The sequence below is a fragment of the Baekduia alba genome (assembly GCF_028416635.1).
Taxonomy (GTDB): Bacteria; Actinomycetota; Thermoleophilia; order Solirubrobacterales; family Solirubrobacteraceae; genus Baekduia; species Baekduia alba.
In genome coordinates this window covers 2,165,568-2,182,074 of record NZ_CP114013.1, presented here as the reverse complement: position 1 = coordinate 2,182,074, position 16,507 = coordinate 2,165,568, and the positions used below count along the sequence as shown (strand labels likewise).

Here is a 16,507-nt window from a genome sequence, read left to right as displayed (position 1 = left end):
CGTTGAACGTCGGGTCCAGGTCGCCGGGATGGCCGAGCGCCTGGCGGCTGACGCGGTCACGCTCGCGGAGCGGCGATGAGCGCGTCGCGGGCGCGGTCGATCCAGCGTGCCTCCCAGGCCAAGAGCGGGCGCAGCGCGACGAGCAGCGGCGCGGCCCAGCGGTGCAGCCCGGTCGGCCGGTAGGCGACGGTGCTGCGGACGGTCGTGACGCCCGGCGCGTCCTCGGACAGCTCGTAGCGCAGGGTCGGGCGGATCGGGCCGCCTGCGGTCGCGACCAGGGCCAGCGCGTGCGGCCGCTCGACGGTCGTCAGCCGGTAGTCGGCCGGGACCTTGAAGCCGAGCGGATGGCGGGCGGTCTGGTGGAACGCGCTGCCCACGGCCGGCGGACCGGCCGGGGCCGGCGCGGCGGTGGCCACGACGCCGGGCTGCCAGCGCGGGTTGTTGGTGCCGTCGGCGAGGAAGTCGAAGACCTCCTCGGCGGGCCGGTCGATGCGCGTCTCGTACGTGGCGGTGGGCATGGTCATGCTCCTGGTGGGGACGGGGATGAGGGGTCCGCGCGCGTGGCGCGGTCGAACAGGCCGATGAGCTCGGCCGCGTAGTCGTCGAGGTCGAGGTCGGGGTCGGCGGCGAGCTGGCCGAGCAGGCCGTCCAGCGCGCCCTTCATGCTCACCGCGACGACCTTCGGGTCGAAGGCGCGCAACCGGCCCTCGGCCTGGCCGCGGGCCAGCGCCGCCTCGACGCCGGCGAGCTCCTCGGCCAGCGTGGCGACGCCGAAGTACGGGCGCCCGTCGGGATCGCGGAAGCCGGTCCAGATCGCGGCGATCGCGAGCATCGGGCGGCGATGCGTCCGGTAGTAGTCGACCCACGCCGAGATGTAGGTCTCGACGAACGCCTCCGGCGCGGCGCCCGCCAGCCGCGTCCCGACCGCCGCGGCGATCGAGGCGAACACGTCGGCGGCGACCGCCCGGATCAGGTCGTCCCGGGCGGCGAAGTGGTACGTGACGACGCCCTTGCTGACCCCGGCGCGCTTCGCGACCTCGGCCACCGTCGCGCGCTGGTAGCCCAGCTCGACGATCGCGTCGAGGGTGCAGCCGATCAGCTGCGTGCGACGGGCGGTCGCGGTGAAGGTGGCGGGCGTCGGCATCTGTACGTCCGTACCGATTTTAGTACGGACGTACGAATCACGCGAGCCCCCCGCTAGCGGACATGGCCGTGCCGCGGGCTCATGATTCTGTGATCTTATCGTGCTAACGTAAAACGATCTACTGAGACGTATCGTTCTGAAGGAGCGTGCACATGCGGAGCAGGTCCGGTCTGACGCTGGCGGTGCTGGCGATCGCGCAGTTCATGGTGGTGTTGGACGTCACGATCGTGAACGTCGCGCTTCCCGACATCCGGTCGGGCGTCGGCTTCTCCGCCGACGGGCTGCAATGGGTCGTCAGCGCCTACACGCTCAGCTTCGGCGGCTTCCTGCTGCTCGGTGGCCGGGCCGCCGACCTCCTCGGCCGGCGCGCGGTGTTCCTCGCCGGTCTGGCGGTCTTCGGCATCGGCTCGCTGGGCGCCGGCCTGGCGACCTCGCCGACCGCGATGGTCGTCGCCCGCGCGATCCAGGGGCTCGGCGCGGCAGCGCTGTCACCCGCGGCGCTCGCGTTGCTGATGGTGACGTTCGCGCACGGCCGCGAGCGCAACATGGCGATGGGCGTCTGGGCCGCGCTGGCCGGGCTCGGCGGCACGCTGGGCACCGTGCTCGGCGGCGCGCTCGTCGACGGACCTGGCTGGGAGTGGGTCTTCTTCGTCAACGTCCCGATCGCCGCGCTGCTGGCCCCGCTCGTGCCGATGGTCGTCGCCGAGAGCCGCGCAGAAGTCGTCAGCGATCGCAGCTTCGACGTGGCCGGCGCGGTCCTGGGCACCGGCGGGCTGCTCGGGATCATCTTCGGCGTCATCCGCGCGCAGCCGCTGGGCTGGGGCTCGGCCGAGGTCATCGCCTGCCTGGCCGCCGGCGTCGCGCTGCTCGTCGCGTTCTTCCGGGTCGAGAAGCGCTCGCCCGACCCGCTGGTGCCGTTGCCGCTGTTCCGGCTGCGCAGCCTGCGGATGGCCAGCGCCTCGCTGGCCATCAACGGCGGCGCGTTCCTGTCGATGTTCTTCCTGACGGCGATCTTCCTGCAGCAGGTCCGCGGCGAGTCGGCGCTCGGCACCGGCCTGCAGCTGCTGCCGATGGGCCTGGCGGCCGTCGTCGGCGCCGGCTTCGCGTCCAACCTCGTCCTGCGCCTCGGCACGCGGCCGATCCAGACGACGGGCGCCCTGCTGAGCACGGTCGGGCTCTGGTACCTGTCGACCGCCGACGCCCACTCCGCCTACGCCAGCGGCCTGCTCCCGGGCCTGCTGCTGCTGGGCGCCGGCATCACGACGATCGGCGTGCCGGGTCAGATCGCGGCCATCGCCGAGGTCGACGCCGAGCAGTCGGGCGCCGCGTCCGGGCTGGTGACCGCCGGCTACCAGGTCGGCGGCGCGCTGGGCATCGCGCTCATCACGACGCTGTCGACGAACGCGGTGGCCCACGCCCTGGCCGGAGGGTCGTCGCCGTCCGACGCGCTCGTCGACGGCTTCCAGCGCGGGATGCTGGTCGCCGCGGCGTTCTCGGCGTTCAACATCCTGCTGTCGCTGGCCTCGCCGAAGATCGCGCCGGACTCCGAGCAGATGGCCGCGGCGCTCGCCGGCGCCTAGTCGACCGGTCGCCATACGATGGAGGGCGTGAGCGATCTCGTCGACGACGACCCGGACCTCTGCCTCGTCGCGGGCCACGCGATCCCGCGTGGCGCGGAGGGCCGGACGGCGCTGCTGCTGGCCCGGATCGGCACGGTGCTCACCGACCTCGCCGACGAGCGCCTCGCGGCCGCCGGCCTCGACGGTCGCGAGTACTCGATCCTGGCGATCCTCGCGACCGACGGCCCCGGCTCCCAGCAGGACCTCGCGACGCTCCTCGGCCGCGCGCCGGGCGTGATCGTGGCGAAGGTCGACGGCCTCGAGGAGCGCGGCCTGGTGGTCCGGACCCGCGATCCCGGCGACCGGCGCCGCTCCCGCGTCACCCTCACGCCGGCCGGCGCCAAGGCGTTGACGGCCGCCGACGAGGTCGCCGAGCAGACGGTGCGGGAGGTCCTCGGCGGCCTCGACGCCGCGCAGCGCCGCCAGCTCGACGAGCTCATCGCCGTCGGCGTGGGCCTCCGCCCCGCCGCCTAGCGACCCGCGCGGGCGGACACGCGTGGGTTGGCGGCGAGCGCGTCTGGCACCACTCAGGGCAGAGCAGCATGGCTCCGGTCCCCACCGATCCGTACGAGCGCTTCAAGGACGCGTCCTCGACGCCGTTCACGGACCTCGTCGTCGGCGTGCTGCTGATGGCCTCGGTCACCGGCGGAACGCTCGCCGTCCTGCTGGGCGTCTGGTACTTCACGTCGGACCATCCGGCGCTCGGGTGGCCGTTCTTGGCGATCATCGGCACGCTGCCGCTCGCCAACGGGCAGCACGACGGCGACGGCGTCCGCGTCCGCCTCACCACCCGCGGCCACGCGACCGCCGCCGGCCATGACCTGGGAGGTCATCGCCGCGCCGACAGCCGTGTCCTAGGCTGCGGCGCCATGACGTCAGAGCAGCTCGGTGACCTCGTCCCGCTGGCCGGCACCCTCGGGATCCGCGTCGATGACGCCGCGCCGCAGGCCGTGGTGCTCGCGCTCGACCACCGCCGGGAGCTGTCCACCGCCGGCGGCGTGCTGCACGGCGGCGCGCTGATGAGCCTCGCCGACACCGCCGGCGCCGTCTGCGCGTTCCTCAACCTGCCCGACGGCGCCGCCGGGACGACCACCGTCGAGTCCAAGACCAACCTGCTCGCCGCGGTTCGCGAGGGGACGGTCACCGCCACGGCGACCCCGTTGAAGGCCGGCCGCACGCTGATCGTCGTCGAGACCGAGACCCGCGACGCCGGCGGCCGCCTCGTCGCCAAGACCACGCAGACCCAGGCGGTGCTCGGCCCGCGCTGACCGCCCGACCGGCTACCGCCGCAGGCGCTTGTCGAAGGCGACGACGAGCCGGGGATGCAGCGACGGAAGGGCGCGCACGAGCAGGTCGACGACCTTGGCGTCGCTGCCGACGCGGACGCGCGATCGGCCCGCCTCCACGCCCTTGACGATGATCTCGGCGGCCTCGGCCGGGTCCATGCGCAGGAGCTTGTCGTTGTAGAACCTGCGCCGCGCCTCGTCGGCCGCGGTGAGCGGGAGCCCCAGCCGGCGGGCCTCCTCGAGGGCGTTGTCGGCGATGCTCGTCTTGATGCCGCCGGGGTGCACGACGGTGACGCCGACGCGATGGCCGGCGGCGAGCATCTCGACCCGCAGCGTCTCGGTGAAGCCGCGGACCGCGAACTTCGAGGTGACGTAGTGGCTCATCTGCTGCTGGGCGAGGTAGCCGTTGAGGCTGGAGACGTTGACGACGTGGCCGTCGCCGGAGGCGATGACGTGCGGCAGGAACGCCTTCGTGCCGTGGATGACGCCCCAGAGGTTGACGCCGAGCACGCGCTCGTAGTCGGCCCACTCGGACGCCTCGACGGTCCGTGAGAACGCGATGCCCGCGTTGTTGTAGATCTGATGGACGACGCCGAACTGCGTGGCGACCGCGCCGGCCCAGGCCACGACGGCGTCGCGGTCGCTGACGTCCAGCGCCTGGGTCTGGACGTCGGCGCCGGCGTCGCGGACCGCACCGGCCGTGACCTCCAGGCCGGCCGCGTCGCGGTCGGCCAGCGCCAGGCGGGCGCCGCGGCGGGCGAGGCGCAGCGCGAGCGCGCGGCCGATGCCCGAGCCGGCGCCGGTGACCGCGCAGACCTTGCCGCTCACGGCGCTCACGCCGCGACCTCGACGGCCGGCACCACGCCGCCGGCGTCCACCGTGCGGCGCGCGAACCGCAGCGCCGGGTCCTCGACCGGGCCGCGCCGCAGGTGCTCGACGTCCTCGCGGTAGTCCATCGCCAGGTGCCACGGGGCGCTCGCGCCCTGGCGCGGCAGCTGGGACAGCGAGCGCTGCACGTAGCCGGCCGAGAAGTCCAGCAGCGGGCGCGTCTCCTGCGCGGCGTCGCCGGCGACCGGCACCACCTGGTCCAGGCCGCGCGCGTCCATGTGCGACAACACGCGGCAGAGGTGCTCGCAGACGAGGTCGACCTTCAGCGTCCACGACGAGTTCGTGTAGCCGATCGCGAACGCGAAGTTCGGCACACCGCTGAGCATCATCCCCTTGAAGGCCAGCGTGTCGGCGGGCGCCACCGGCGCGCCGTCGACCTGGACCTCCACCCCGCCGAAGATCAGCAGGTTCAGGCCGGTCGCGGTGACGATGACGTCGGCCTCCAGCTCGGTCCCGGACGCCAGGCGCAACCCGCGCTCGGTGAACGTGTCGATCGCGTCGGTGGCGATCTCGGCGTCGCCCTTGCGCAGCGCGCGGAACAGGTCGCCGTCCGGGACCGCGCACAGCCGCTGGTCCCACGGGTCGTACTTGGGGGTGAAGTGCGTGTCGAGGTCGAAGCCCGGCAGCTGCTTGGACGTGACCCAGCGGATGATCCGGCGCGCGAGCGCCGGGCGCTTCTGGCAGAAGGCGTACAGCTTGCGCTGGCGCCAGATGTTCTTGCGCCGCGTCAGCTCGTGGCCGCGCGCGTCGCCGAACCACTTGCGCAGCCGGTCGGCGATGGGATCGCGCGACGGCAGCGGCAGGATGTAGCTGGGCGAGCGCTGCAGCATCGTCACGTGCGCGCCCTGGGCGGCGAGCGCCGGCACGAGCGTGACGGCGGTGGCGCCGCTGCCGATGACGACCACGCGCCGGCCGGAGACGTCCAGGTCCTCGGGCCAGTGCTGCGGGTGGACGACTTGGCCGCCGAAGTCCTCGACGCCCGCGAAGCGCGGGGTGAAGCCCTCGTCGTAGCGGTAGTAGCCCGACGCGCAGAAGAGCCAGCTCGCCGTCAGCGCGACGGTCTGGCCCGTGTCGGTCCGCTCGGCCTCGACCGTCCAGCGCGCCTGGTCGCTCGACCACGCCGCGCGGACGACGCGGTGGCCGTAGCGGATGTGCTGGTCGATGCCGGCGTCGCGCGCGGTGGCGCGGATGTACTCCAGGATCTCCGGCCCGTCGGCGATCGCCTTCTCCCCCGTCCACGGCTTGAAGGCGTAGGCGAACGTCGAGAGGTCGGAGTCCGAGCGGATGCCCGGGTAGCGGAACAGGTCCCACGTCCCGCCGCTGGCCGCGCGTGCCTCGAGGATGGCGTAGGACTTGCCCGGCTGCTTGTCCTGCAGGTGCCAGGCCGCGCCGATGCCCGACAGGCCGGCACCGACCACGAGGACATCGACATGCTCGACCGCTGGAGCGCTCATGCCCTTCAGGATGCCCGAGCGCTCCGCAAATCTGGTGGTGCTTGTGCCCACTCTTTGCGCTATACGGTGTGCGCTATGCCTACGTGGGAGCGCCCGTCGCCGCGGGTGGCCGAGCTGATCCGGACGGGCGTCGAGGGCCTGCTGGCCGCGCCGGCGGCGACCTTCGACCAGATCGACGCGGTCACGATCGCCAACGCCGACCCGGCCGTGCTGGCCGACCCGACGCTCGTCGCCGCGATCCGCCGGACCAACCGCGCCAACCTGACGCACTGGGCCGAGGCCAACCTGCGCGACCCGGGCGCGCCGGTCGTGCCGAACGTCGGCCCCGAGACGCTGGGCATCGCCCGCGACCTTGTCCGCCGCGGGCTCGACACGCTGACGCTGGATTCCTACCGCACCGGCCAGAACGCGTCGTGGCGGCTGTGGATGGCCACGGCGTTCACCCTCACGTCCGACCCCGACGAGCTCAGCGAGCTGCTCGACGTCACCGCCAACTCGATCTTCACGTTCGTCGACGCGACGATCGCCGCCATCAGCGAGCAGGTGGCGCTGGAGCGCGTCCGGCTGCGCAGCGGCACCCACGCCGAGCGCCTGGAGATCGTGACGCTGCTCGTCGAGGGCGCCCCGATCCACCAGGACCGCGCGTCGGCGCGCCTGAACTACGCCCTCGACCGCCGCCACGTCGCCGCGATCGTGTTCAGCGACCGGGCCGAGCCCGACCAGGTCGCGCTCGAGGCGGCGGCCGAGGCGCTCGCGCAGGCCGCCGGCGGCCGGCGCCCCCTGATCGTCATCGCCGGCGCCGCCGCGCTGTGGGTGTGGGTCTCCGGAGAGCACGCGCTCGATCCCGACGTCCTGCGCGCGGCGCTGGACGCGCTGCCCGAGGTGCGCATCGCGCTCGGCCCGGCGGCGGCCGGCATCGAGGGGTTCCGCCGCAGCCACCTCGACGCGCTCGACACCCAGCGCCTGCTGCAGCGCACGCCCGGCGACGCGCGCGTCGCCACCTACGACGACGTCCAGGTCGTCGCGCTCGCCACCCACGACGAGGACCGCGCCCAGGCCTTCGTCGAGCGCACGCTCGGCCCGCTCGCCTCCGCCGCCCCCGAGCTCCGCGACACGCTGCGGACCTACCTGGCCGAGGGCAGCAACGCCAAGCGCACCGCCGAGGTGCTGTTCACCCACCGCAACACGATCATCAAGCGCCTGGACCGCGCCCAGCAGCTCCTCCCCGCGCCGCTCGAAGGCCGGATGCTGGCGGTCGCCCTCGCGCTGGAGATCACGCGCTGGCTGGGCGCGCGCGGGTCGGCGTAGACGGCATCGCCCGGCGGGACAAAAATACGTGACGTGTCATTGACATCGGCCTCGCGGTCGGTCACTATGCGTGACATGTCATCTATCTCGCTCGACAACGGCATCCGCATCCACGCCCTCCAGACCGGCACCGTCGCCGTCAAGGAGCGCCAGCGCGACGGCGGTGGGCGGTCGCGCCGCAACCTCGCCCGCGTCCTCGCCGACGGGCGCTGGACCGAGCCGCTGCCGATCCTCGCCTGGCTGATCGAGCACCCGGAGGGCCTGATCCTCGTCGACACCGGCGAGACGCCGCGCGTCGCCGAGCCCGGGTACTTCACGCGCTGGCAGCCCTACTTCCGCTTCGGCCTGCGCGAGCACGTCGCCGCCGAGGACGGCATCGGCGCCCAGCTGCGGCGGCTCGGCTTCGCGCCCGAGGACGTGCGCCGGGTCGTCCTCACGCACTTCCACACCGACCACGCCGGCGGCCTCCCCGACGTCGCGCGCAGCGAGATCGTGTGCTCCGAGAAGGACTACAGGTTCGCCAAGGGCCTGCTGGGCAAGGTCCGCGGCTTCCTGCCGCAGCACTGGCCCGCGGACTTCGCGCCCACGCTCGCCGACTTCGGCGACGGGCGGTTCGGACCGTTCGCGACGAGCACGACCCTCACTGCCGCCGGCGACGTGCACCTCCTCCCCACGCCCGGCCACACGCCCGGCCACCTGTCGGTCGCGGTCGAGGACGGCGACACCGTGGTCCTCCTGGCCGGCGACGCGTCCTACACCGAGCGGCTGATGCTCGACGGCGTCGTCGACGGCGTGACGCCCGACGTCGCCCGCGCGCGCGAGTCCGTCGGCCGCATCCAGGAGCTGGTCGCGCGGCGGCCGACGATCTACCTGCCGACCCACGACCCGGAGTCGGTCGCGCGGCTGCTCGCGCGGCAGGTCACTTCGGCGCCGAAGGTGGCGGCGTGATGCGCCTCGCGGTCACCGGCCGCCTCGCGCGCCGGCGCGACGAGGTGTTCGCCTACATCTCGGATCTGCGCACGCTGCCGGAGTGGAGCTCCGCGGTGCGGTCGGTCACGCCCCGGACGCCGGCGCGCCCCACCGCGGGCGCCCGGTACGTCATGCGCCGCGACCTCCCCTCCGGCCCGGCGACCAACGAGCTCGAGCTCGTCGCGATCGTCCCGTCCTCGGCGCTCACGCTCCGGACGGTCGACGGCCCGACGCCGTTCACCTATCACTACACGCTCGACGACGCCGACGACGGCGGCACCGTGCTGGCGCTGGACGCCGAGGTCGAGCTGGGCCGCGCCGCCGCGCTGACCGGTCCGCTCGCGGCCGGCTTCGTCCGGCGCGGCCTCGAGGCGAACTTCGCGACGCTGGCCGGCGTCCTCGATGTCCGGTGACGCGTCATGTAGCTTCGACGCGATGGAGCCGGTCGAAGAGCTGCGGTACCTGATCCTCGGCGCGCAGCGGGAAGGCGCCCGCGCGTTCGCCGAGCTCCTCAAGCCCAGCGGCCTGACCGCCGCGCAGGCCGAGGTGCTCGCCGCCGTGCGCGACGCCGACCGGTCCCTGACCGTGCGCGAGATCGGCGAGCGCCTGGTCTGCGAGGGCGGCAGCCCGAGCCGGCTCGTCGCCTCGGTCGTCGCGGCCGGCCTGCTGGAACGCGGCGAGCGCGACGGCGACCGCCGCGCCATCGAGCTGACCCTCACGCCCGCCGGCGCCCGCGCCGCCCGGGCGGTGACCGAGGCCGAGCGCCAGCTGCACGCCGGCCTGGCCACGGTCCTCACGCAGCGCGAGATCGCGGCCGCCGTCGCCGGCCTGCGCAAGCTGGTCGACGAGCGGCGCTCCGGCGCCGCGATCGCCCTGCGCCGCGACCGCTGACCGGCGCGGGCGGGCTCAGCCCCGCTCGTCGTCGCCGGTCAGGATGACGGCCTTGACGAAGTCGTCCGGCTTGGCCGCCGCGGTCGCGAACGCCTCGTCGATGCGGTCGAGCGCGAAGCGGTGGCTGATCAGCGGTGCGACGTCGACGACGCCGGCCTCCATCAGCCGCAGCGCGGTGCGCATCCCGCCCAGGATGACCTGCTTGTCGCGGAAGTGGGCGTTGACGATGGTGTAGGCCATCCAGTTCCACTCGCCCAGCGCGATCTCGCGCGTGCCGCCCTGGTGGTAGCCGACGACGGCGAGCTTGCCGCTCATCCGCGTGGCCGCGGCGGCGAGGTCGAGGCCGATGTTGCTGCCCGTGACCTCGAAGGCGACGTCGGCGCCGCGCCCGCCGGTGATCTCCGCCACGCGCGCGCGGAGGTCTTCCCGCGACGTGTCGACGGTGTGGGTCGCGCCGAGCGCGGCCGCGCGCGCCAGCGCGCCCGGCCGGACGTCGGCGACCGTGACCGTGCGCGGACCGCGCGCCTGCAGCACGAGCTGGAGCAACAACCCCATGAACCCCGCACCGACGATCACGACGTCGTCGGCCAGCGCCGGCGCGGCGAGCTCCACCGCGTTGACGATGCAGCTCAGCGGCTCGGCCATCTCCGGATGCGCGACCGTCTCCGGGACCGCGAAGCAGTGCTGCTCGTCGGTGACGACGCGGTCGGCGAACCCGCCCTCCTCGACCCAGCACGCGACGCGCTCGCCGACCGCGACGCGGGTGACCTCGGCGCCGACGGCGACGACGACGCCCGCCGGCTCGTGCCCGAGCGGCTCGGGCTCCGTGAGCGCGGAGCGGCCGAGCCAGGCGTCCACGTCGCCGGTGCAGACGCCGCAGCGGCTGACCGCGACCAGGACGTCGCGCGGACCCAGCGGCGGCAGCTCGCGCGCGACGACCGCGAGCGTGCGCGGCGCGCTCAGGACGGCGCCCACGCAGGCGCTGCTGCCGGCTTCGGGCTGGGACACGGCGCTCATGATGGCGCGCCGGCGAGGTCGACGACGACGCCCTCGGCGGGCCGGAGCTCAACCGCGCCGGCCACCGGCTCGTCGCGGCGGTCGCCGGCGGTCGACAGCACGATCGCGCCGTCGGCCCCGGGCAGCGCGACGCGCCGGGGCGCGTCGGTCAGGTTGAGCGCGACGAGCTTGCGCTCGCCGCCGGAGCGGCGCTCGTAGACCAGGCAGTGGTCGTCGCCCGCGGGGTGCTCGGCGTACTCGCCGGCGCGCAGCGCGGCGCTGCCCGCGCGCAGGGCGAGCAGCGACCGGTACAGGTTGAGCATCGACGCCGGGTCGGCGAGCTGGGCCTCCACGTTGATGGAGGCGTACTCGGCGCTGACCGGCAGCCACAGGTCGCGCTCGTCGGCCGGCGAGAACCCGCCGTTGCGCGCGGCGCTCCAGGGCATCGGCGTCCGCGCCGGGTCGTGCGACACGCCGCCCTCGGTGAGCCCGAAGTGATCGCGCTGGCGCTCGCGCGGCACCGGCTGGTCGCACAGCCCCAGCTCGTCGCCGTACAGGGAGACCGGCGTGCCGCGCAGCGTGAGCAGCAGCATCGCCGCCACCCGCGCCTGCGCGCTCCCGACCCGCGTCGCCAGGCGCGACCGGTCGTGGTTGCTCAGCGCCAGGACCGGCCACGCGCCGGGCGGCAGCGCCGCCTCCAGCGAGCGCACGACCGCGCGCAGCGCCGGGGCCTCCCACGGGGTCTCGATCAGCCTGAACGCGAACGGCAGGTGCAGCCCGCCGAGGTCGCGGCCGTAGTACTCGGCCCACGCGTCCCACTCCATCGCCTCGATCTCGCCGATCGCGACCGCGCCGAACTCGTCGAGGACGCCGCGGATCTCGGCGAGCACGTCGTGCACGTCGGGGTGGCGCCGGTCGTTGACGTGCAGCTGGCCGAAGAACTCCGGATGCTGCAGCTCGAACGGATTGGTCTGGCCCGGCGGGCTCGGCGGGTTGTCGCGCAGCTCGGGGTCCTTCATCAGGATGTGGGCGACGTCGATGCGCACGCCGTCGGCGCCGCGGCCCAGCCAGAAGCGCAGCACGTCGAGCATCGCGGCCCGGACCTCGGGGTTGCGCCAGTTGAGGTCGGGCTGCTCGCGCAGGTGCGTGTGCAGGTAGTACTGGCCGGTGGCCGCGTCGAGCTCCCACACCGAGCCGCCGATCTCCGCCGTCCAGTTGTTGGGCGGGCCGCCGTCGGGCGCGGGATCGGCCCACACGTACCAGTCGCGCTTGCTGTCCTCGCGCGACGACCGCGACGCGACGAACCACGGGTGCTGGTCGGAGCTGTGGTTGGGGATGTAGTCGACGAGGATCTTCAGGCCGCGGGCGTGGGCCTCGGCGATGAGCCGGTCGAACGTCGCGAGGTCGCCGAACGTCGGCTCGATGTCGGTGAAGTCCGAGATGTCGAAGCCCTGGTCCAGCAGCGGCGAGCGGTAGCAGGGCCCGACCCAGATGGCGTCGACCCCGAGCGTGCCGCGCAGGTAGTCGAGGCTCTCGATCAGCCCGTGGAGGTCGCCGATGCCGTCGCCGTTGCCGTCGCGCAGGCTCGGGAGGTGGTTCTCGTAGACCACGGCCTCGCGCCACCACTCGGCGTCGGCGTCGGGCCGCCGCGGCTCGCGGAGCGTGTCGTCGGTGGCGGTCATGGTTGCAGTGCCTCGTCTTTCGTTTGAGCTTCGTAAGCGTTCAAGATCAGCGTGCGAGCGTCGTCCTGGAGCGACGGCGCGAGACCCTGGGCGCGCGCCCAGTCGACCTCGTAGCCGCCGTCGGGCCAGGCGTCGGCCGGCGGGAGGTAGGCGCGCCAGCCGTTGGCGTAGCCGACGACGAACGGGTGCCGCGCGCCCCGGGCCCGCAGCGCGCGCCGCAGGTCGACGCCGGTCTGGCCGAACACCTCGCCGGGTTGGCCGACCAGCACGACCCCCGGGCCGTCGAGCCCGACGAGCAGCAGCTCGATCGGCGCGTCGGCGCCCGCGCGCGGGACGCCGTGGTCGCCGAGCGGGCCGGGTTCACGGGGCTCCGCGCCGGGCGGACGGCCGAGCGCGAGCCGCCGCGTCCAGACCCCGGTCACCGCCGTGGGCGCGAGGCCGCGGTGCACGCGGCGAACCTCGTCGGCGATGGCGCGCCCGAGGCGCTCGGCCTCCGCGAAGGTGCCGCCGGTGCGGTCGCCGACGTCGAACGGCTCGCCCGCGCCGTCGGCCGATCCGTAGTACGGCACCGCCTCGAGCTGCCCGGAGACGGTCGACGCCGCGGCGATGCGCTCGCGCACGCCGTCGGTCAGCGGGTTGACGTCGGCGCAGGCGCCTTGGGCGAACACGGCGACCGCGTCGGGCCCGAGCTCGGACTCGAGCACCCGTGACGCGGTCGCCGGCCAGTCGCCCGACACCGCGCGGCTGTCGGGACCGAGGACGACGGGATGGCAGCCGAAGCCGAAGTACACGCCCAGGGGCGCGCCGTAGGCGCGGTCCACGCGCAGCACGAAGACCGCCGGGTCGACGGGGTCCTCCAGGCGGCGACGGTTGACGGCGTGGCCCGAGAGCGTCCCCCACCCCGCGCCGACCGTCGCCGGCGCCATGCGCGCGCTGGCCTGCGCGACCGCCGCGGCGATCTCGGCGGCCAGGCCGTCGGGCCAGCACGCGCGGTCGTCGTCGTGCGGCGCGCTGTGGGTGTGCGTCGCGGCGATGAGCGTGCGCTCCGGCGCGATGCCGGACTCCGCCGCGACGCGGGCGCGCGCCGCCGCGACGACGTCCTCGTTGACGGCGCACAGGTCGACGCTGCACAGCGCCACGGCCTCACCGCCCGCCTCGACCACCAGCGCGCGGACGTGGAGCGGGTCGTGGACGCCGGTGGCGCCGCCCGCCCGGTTGGCGTAGCCCATCAACGGCGCGCCGGCGAGCGTCGCCCCGATCTCGCGGCGTGCGAAGCCGGCGCGCGTCAAGACCGCATCGCCAGCCCGGGCGTCGCGGCGTCGTGCCCCAGCGCGCGGCCGTCGGCGTCGAACAGGTACAGCCGGCGGGTGTCGAGCCACAGGCGCCCGCGGTCGCCGCGCGTCAGCGCGCTGGCCGCGTCCACGCGCGCGACGGCGCGGCGCGCCGCGTCGGCGGTCTCGCCGCCGCCGACCTCGCTGAGCGCCCGCAGCTCCTCGGCGGCCTCGCCGGACGGCCCGCCGGTCGTCTCGGCCGCGAAGTGCACGTAGATCTCCGAGCCCAGCGACTCGGTCAGCTCGACGGTCGCCTCGAACGTCCAGCCGCCTTCGGACGGCGCGTGCCGGGCGTCCTCGAAGGCCTCGGGGCGCACGCCGAGCACCACATGCCGCCCCACCGCGCCACCGGCGTCGAGCCGCGCGCGCAGGTGGTCGTCGAGCGGGATCGCGCCCATCGACGTGTGGATCGCGCCGTCCTCGACCTGCGCGGTGAAGAGGTTCATGGCCGGCGAGCCGATGAAGCTGGCCACGAACAGGTTCCGCGGGTGCTCGTAGAGGTCGCGCGGCGTGCCGACCTGCTGCAGGACGCCGTCGCGCATGACCGCCACGCGATCGCCGAGCGTCATCGCCTCGGTCTGGTCGTGGGTGACGTAGACGGTGGTCGTGCCCAGGCGCTGCTGCAGGCGCGAGACCGCCGCGCGCATCTCGACGCGGAGCTTCGCGTCGAGGTTGGACAGCGGCTCGTCCATGAGGAACGCCTTGGGCTCGCGCACGATCGCGCGCCCCATCGCGACGCGCTGGCGCTGGCCGCCGGACAGGTTGGCCGGCTTGCGGTCCAGGTGCTCGGTCAGCCCGAGCACGCCGGCCGCGTGCCCGACGCGCCGGTCGACCTCGCCGCGCTTGAGGCCCTGCAGCCGCAGCGCGAAGCCCATGTTGTCGCGGACGCTCATGTGCGGGTACAACGCGTAGTTCTGGAACACCATCGCGATGTCGCGGTCCTTCGGCGCGCGGTCGTTGATGACGTCGCCCCCGATCCACAGCCGGCCGTCGCTGATGTCCTCCAGCCCGGCGATCATCCGCAGCGCGGTCGACTTCCCGCACCCGGACGGGCCGACGAGGATCACGAACTCGCCGTCGCCCACCTCGAGGTCCAGCGCGCGCACCGCCTCGTGGCCGTCGGCATAGCGCTTGGTCACCTGCTCGAACACGATCGTCGACACCAGTCAGTCCTCCCGTTGCCCAGCGGCGCGAACCAGCCGCGCCGTCACTTGCCGGTCCCCGCGGTGAGGCCGGCGATGACCTGGCGCTGCAAGGCCAGGAACATGAAGATCGGGACGATCATCACGACGGTCGTCCCCGCGAGCATGCCGCCCACGTTGAAGTTGAACTGCGAGCGGAAGCTCGCCAGCGCGATCTGCGCGTTCTGCGTGCCGCTGGAGGCGCTCAGCAGGTTGGCGAAGTAGAACTCGTTCCAGATGCTGACGAAGACGATCACGCCCGCCGTCGCCAGCGCCGGCCGCGCCACCGGCACGACGATCCTGCGGATGATCGTGAAGTAGCCGGCGCCGTCGACCACCGCGGCCTCCTCCAGCTCCGGCGGGAGGCTGACCAGGAACGCCCGCAGGATCACGAACGCCAGCGGGAAGAACAGCGCCGAGTAGAACACGATGAACCCGATGCGGCTGTCGAACAGCCCGAGCTGGCGCACCACGAAGAACTCCGGCGTCGCCAGCCCGACGACCGGGATCGCCAGCGCGAGGCTGAACGAGGCGACGAGCGCGCCGCTGCCGGGGAACCGGTAGCGGGCGGTCGGGTAGGCGGCCAGCAGCGCCGCGGTCACGGCCCCGAGCGATCCGAAGACCGCGTAGAGCGCCGTGTTGAACAGGTATCGCTCCAGGTGCACCTGCCCGAACGCGTCGGCGTAGCCGCGCAGCGTGAACGGCCGCGGCAGCAGCCCGTCGCCGGCGAAGATCTGCCCGCCGGTCTTGAACGACGACAGCATCACCCAGACGGTGGGCAGCAGCGCGCAGATGCTGAGGATCGCGAGCACCCCGTAGCAGCCCAGGCCGCCGGCCACGCGCTTGAAGGTGGCGCTCACAGCGTCCGCTCCCCGAGTCGGAAGAGGCGGCGGATGCCGAGGATCAGCACCAGCCCGACGACCACGATGACGATGCCGACGGCGCTCGCGTAGCCCCACGCGTTGTTGACGTAGGCCTTGTAGGCGTACAGCGCGAGCGTCAGGGTCGAGTCGTCGGGTCCGCCTTTGGTCAGGATGAACACCACGTCGAACAGGGCGAGGTAGCCCAGCACGGTGACCAGGACGACCGTGCCGATCACGTTGCGCAGCAGCGGCAGCGTGATCCGCAGCTGGCGCTGCACGACCGAGGCGCCGTCGATCTCCGCCGCCTCGTAGAGCTCGCGGGGGATCGAGGCCACCTCGGCCATCACCAGCACGATGACCAGGCCGAGGATGAAGACGAAGGTCCCGGCGACCGCCGGCAGCGCCGTGCTCGTCGAGAACAGCCAGTCCTGGTGGTGGTTGAGGCCGACGAGGCCGAGCGCGCTGTTGAGCAGCCCGTGGGTGGGGTCGTAGAACAGGGCGAAGACCAGGGCGTACGCGGCGCCGGAGATCACGAACGGGATGAACAGGACGGTCCGGAAGACGCGCCAGCCGCGGACGTGCTGGGCGAGGATCACGCCGGCCAGGACGCCGAGCGGGACCTCGACGAACACGCCGGCCGCCACGTACAACATGGTGTTCTTCGCGGCCTTCCAGAACGTGGCGTCGTGCGCCATGTCGGTGAAGTTGCGCACGCCGAGGTAGTGGAACCCGAGGCCGCTCCAGTCCGCGAAGGACGTCACGACGAGCATGCCGAGCGGCACGACGTAGAACGCGAGGAAGAGCAGCAGCCCCGGCAGGATCGAGAGCGCGACCGGCCAGCGCATGCCGTGCGGCGGGCGCGGCACGGCGTCGCGCCGCCGGCTCCGGCTCGTGC

At 73.9% G+C, this 16,507-nt stretch carries 17 protein-coding genes; 7 read left to right on the top strand and 10 right to left on the bottom strand.

Annotation, left to right across the window (positions count from 1 at the left end):
- Positions 1 to 56 precede the first annotated feature (56 nt).
- Both DSM104299_RS10910 and DSM104299_RS10905 read right to left on the bottom strand, forming a co-directional pair.
- Positions 57 to 518: an SRPBCC family protein gene (locus DSM104299_RS10910; protein ID WP_272477333.1), complete on the bottom strand. Its 462-nt coding sequence runs from the start codon at positions 516 to 518 to the stop codon at positions 57 to 59.
- 2 nt (positions 519 to 520) lie between these two features.
- On the bottom strand, positions 521 to 1,144 hold the full coding sequence (locus DSM104299_RS10905; RefSeq protein WP_272477332.1) for a TetR/AcrR family transcriptional regulator: 624 nt from the start codon (positions 1,142 to 1,144) through the stop codon (positions 521 to 523).
- Between the two features lie 152 nt (positions 1,145 to 1,296).
- On the opposite strand from DSM104299_RS10905, the gene DSM104299_RS10900 reads away from it, so the two are divergent.
- The 3 genes from DSM104299_RS10900 (at position 1,297) to DSM104299_RS29380 (ending at position 4,031) form a co-directional block, all read left to right on the top strand.
- The gene (locus DSM104299_RS10900; RefSeq protein WP_272477331.1) at positions 1,297 to 2,724 is read left to right on the top strand and encodes an MFS transporter; all 1,428 of its coding nucleotides are present in this window, start codon (positions 1,297 to 1,299) and stop codon (positions 2,722 to 2,724) included.
- 27 nt (positions 2,725 to 2,751) lie between these two features.
- A complete protein-coding gene (locus DSM104299_RS10895) occupies positions 2,752 to 3,237 on the top strand; it encodes a MarR family winged helix-turn-helix transcriptional regulator (RefSeq protein WP_272477330.1) in 486 nt (161 codons plus the stop codon).
- Positions 3,238 to 3,632: 395 nt separating this feature from the next.
- Positions 3,633 to 4,031, top strand: coding sequence for a PaaI family thioesterase (locus DSM104299_RS29380; protein WP_349294555.1), 399 nt, complete (start codon positions 3,633 to 3,635; stop codon positions 4,029 to 4,031).
- Positions 4,032 to 4,043: 12 nt separating this feature from the next.
- On the opposite strand, the gene DSM104299_RS10885 is transcribed toward DSM104299_RS29380, so the two are convergent.
- Positions 4,044 to 4,886: an SDR family NAD(P)-dependent oxidoreductase gene (locus tag DSM104299_RS10885; protein WP_272477328.1), complete on the bottom strand. Its 843-nt coding sequence runs from the start codon at positions 4,884 to 4,886 to the stop codon at positions 4,044 to 4,046.
- Positions 4,883 to 6,391: a flavin-containing monooxygenase gene (locus DSM104299_RS10880; protein WP_272477327.1), complete on the bottom strand. Its 1,509-nt coding sequence runs from the start codon at positions 6,389 to 6,391 to the stop codon at positions 4,883 to 4,885. Before DSM104299_RS10880 ends, DSM104299_RS10885 begins: the two co-directional genes overlap by 4 nt.
- A gap of 75 nt (positions 6,392 to 6,466) precedes the next feature.
- Between DSM104299_RS10880 and DSM104299_RS10875 the strand changes: the two genes are divergently transcribed.
- The 4 genes from DSM104299_RS10875 to DSM104299_RS10860 all read left to right on the top strand — a co-directional run bounded on the left by DSM104299_RS10875 (position 6,467) and on the right by DSM104299_RS10860 (position 9,559).
- Positions 6,467 to 7,699 (top strand): PucR family transcriptional regulator, encoded by a 1,233-nt coding sequence (locus tag DSM104299_RS10875; protein WP_272477326.1) that lies wholly within the window; start codon positions 6,467 to 6,469, stop codon positions 7,697 to 7,699.
- Between the two features lie 75 nt (positions 7,700 to 7,774).
- On the top strand, positions 7,775 to 8,647 hold the full coding sequence (locus DSM104299_RS10870; RefSeq protein WP_272477325.1) for an N-acyl homoserine lactonase family protein: 873 nt from the start codon (positions 7,775 to 7,777) through the stop codon (positions 8,645 to 8,647).
- Entirely contained in the window at positions 8,647 to 9,081 is a 435-nt protein-coding gene (locus DSM104299_RS10865; protein ID WP_272477324.1) for an SRPBCC family protein, read from the top strand. Before DSM104299_RS10870 ends, DSM104299_RS10865 begins: the two co-directional genes overlap by 1 nt.
- A 22-nt stretch (positions 9,082 to 9,103) precedes the next feature.
- Positions 9,104 to 9,559: a MarR family winged helix-turn-helix transcriptional regulator gene (locus DSM104299_RS10860; protein WP_272477323.1), complete on the top strand. Its 456-nt coding sequence runs from the start codon at positions 9,104 to 9,106 to the stop codon at positions 9,557 to 9,559.
- A 15-nt stretch (positions 9,560 to 9,574) separates the two neighbouring features.
- On the opposite strand, the gene DSM104299_RS10855 is transcribed toward DSM104299_RS10860, so the two are convergent.
- From DSM104299_RS10855 to DSM104299_RS10830, 6 genes are read right to left on the bottom strand one after another with little or no spacing between them, the layout of a single operon-like run.
- Entirely contained in the window at positions 9,575 to 10,567 is a 993-nt protein-coding gene (locus DSM104299_RS10855) for a zinc-binding dehydrogenase (RefSeq protein ID WP_272477322.1), read from the bottom strand.
- 5 nt (positions 10,568 to 10,572) lie between these two features.
- Positions 10,573 to 12,237 (bottom strand): alpha-amylase family glycosyl hydrolase, encoded by a 1,665-nt coding sequence (locus DSM104299_RS10850; RefSeq protein WP_272477321.1) that lies wholly within the window; start codon positions 12,235 to 12,237, stop codon positions 10,573 to 10,575.
- Positions 12,234 to 13,526, bottom strand: coding sequence for a neutral/alkaline non-lysosomal ceramidase N-terminal domain-containing protein (locus tag DSM104299_RS10845; RefSeq protein ID WP_272477320.1), 1,293 nt, complete (start codon positions 13,524 to 13,526; stop codon positions 12,234 to 12,236). Before DSM104299_RS10845 ends, DSM104299_RS10850 begins: the two co-directional genes overlap by 4 nt.
- Complete coding sequence (locus DSM104299_RS10840; protein ID WP_272477319.1) at positions 13,523 to 14,731, bottom strand: ABC transporter ATP-binding protein; 1,209 nt, start codon at positions 14,729 to 14,731, stop codon at positions 13,523 to 13,525. Before DSM104299_RS10840 ends, DSM104299_RS10845 begins: the two co-directional genes overlap by 4 nt.
- A 44-nt stretch (positions 14,732 to 14,775) precedes the next feature.
- The gene (locus tag DSM104299_RS10835) at positions 14,776 to 15,609 is read right to left on the bottom strand and encodes a carbohydrate ABC transporter permease (RefSeq protein WP_272477318.1); all 834 of its coding nucleotides are present in this window, start codon (positions 15,607 to 15,609) and stop codon (positions 14,776 to 14,778) included.
- On the bottom strand, positions 15,606 to 16,478 hold the full coding sequence (locus DSM104299_RS10830; RefSeq protein WP_272477317.1) for a carbohydrate ABC transporter permease: 873 nt from the start codon (positions 16,476 to 16,478) through the stop codon (positions 15,606 to 15,608). The genes DSM104299_RS10835 and DSM104299_RS10830 overlap by 4 nt, the downstream gene beginning before the upstream one ends.
- Positions 16,479 to 16,507: the final 29 nt, after the last annotated feature.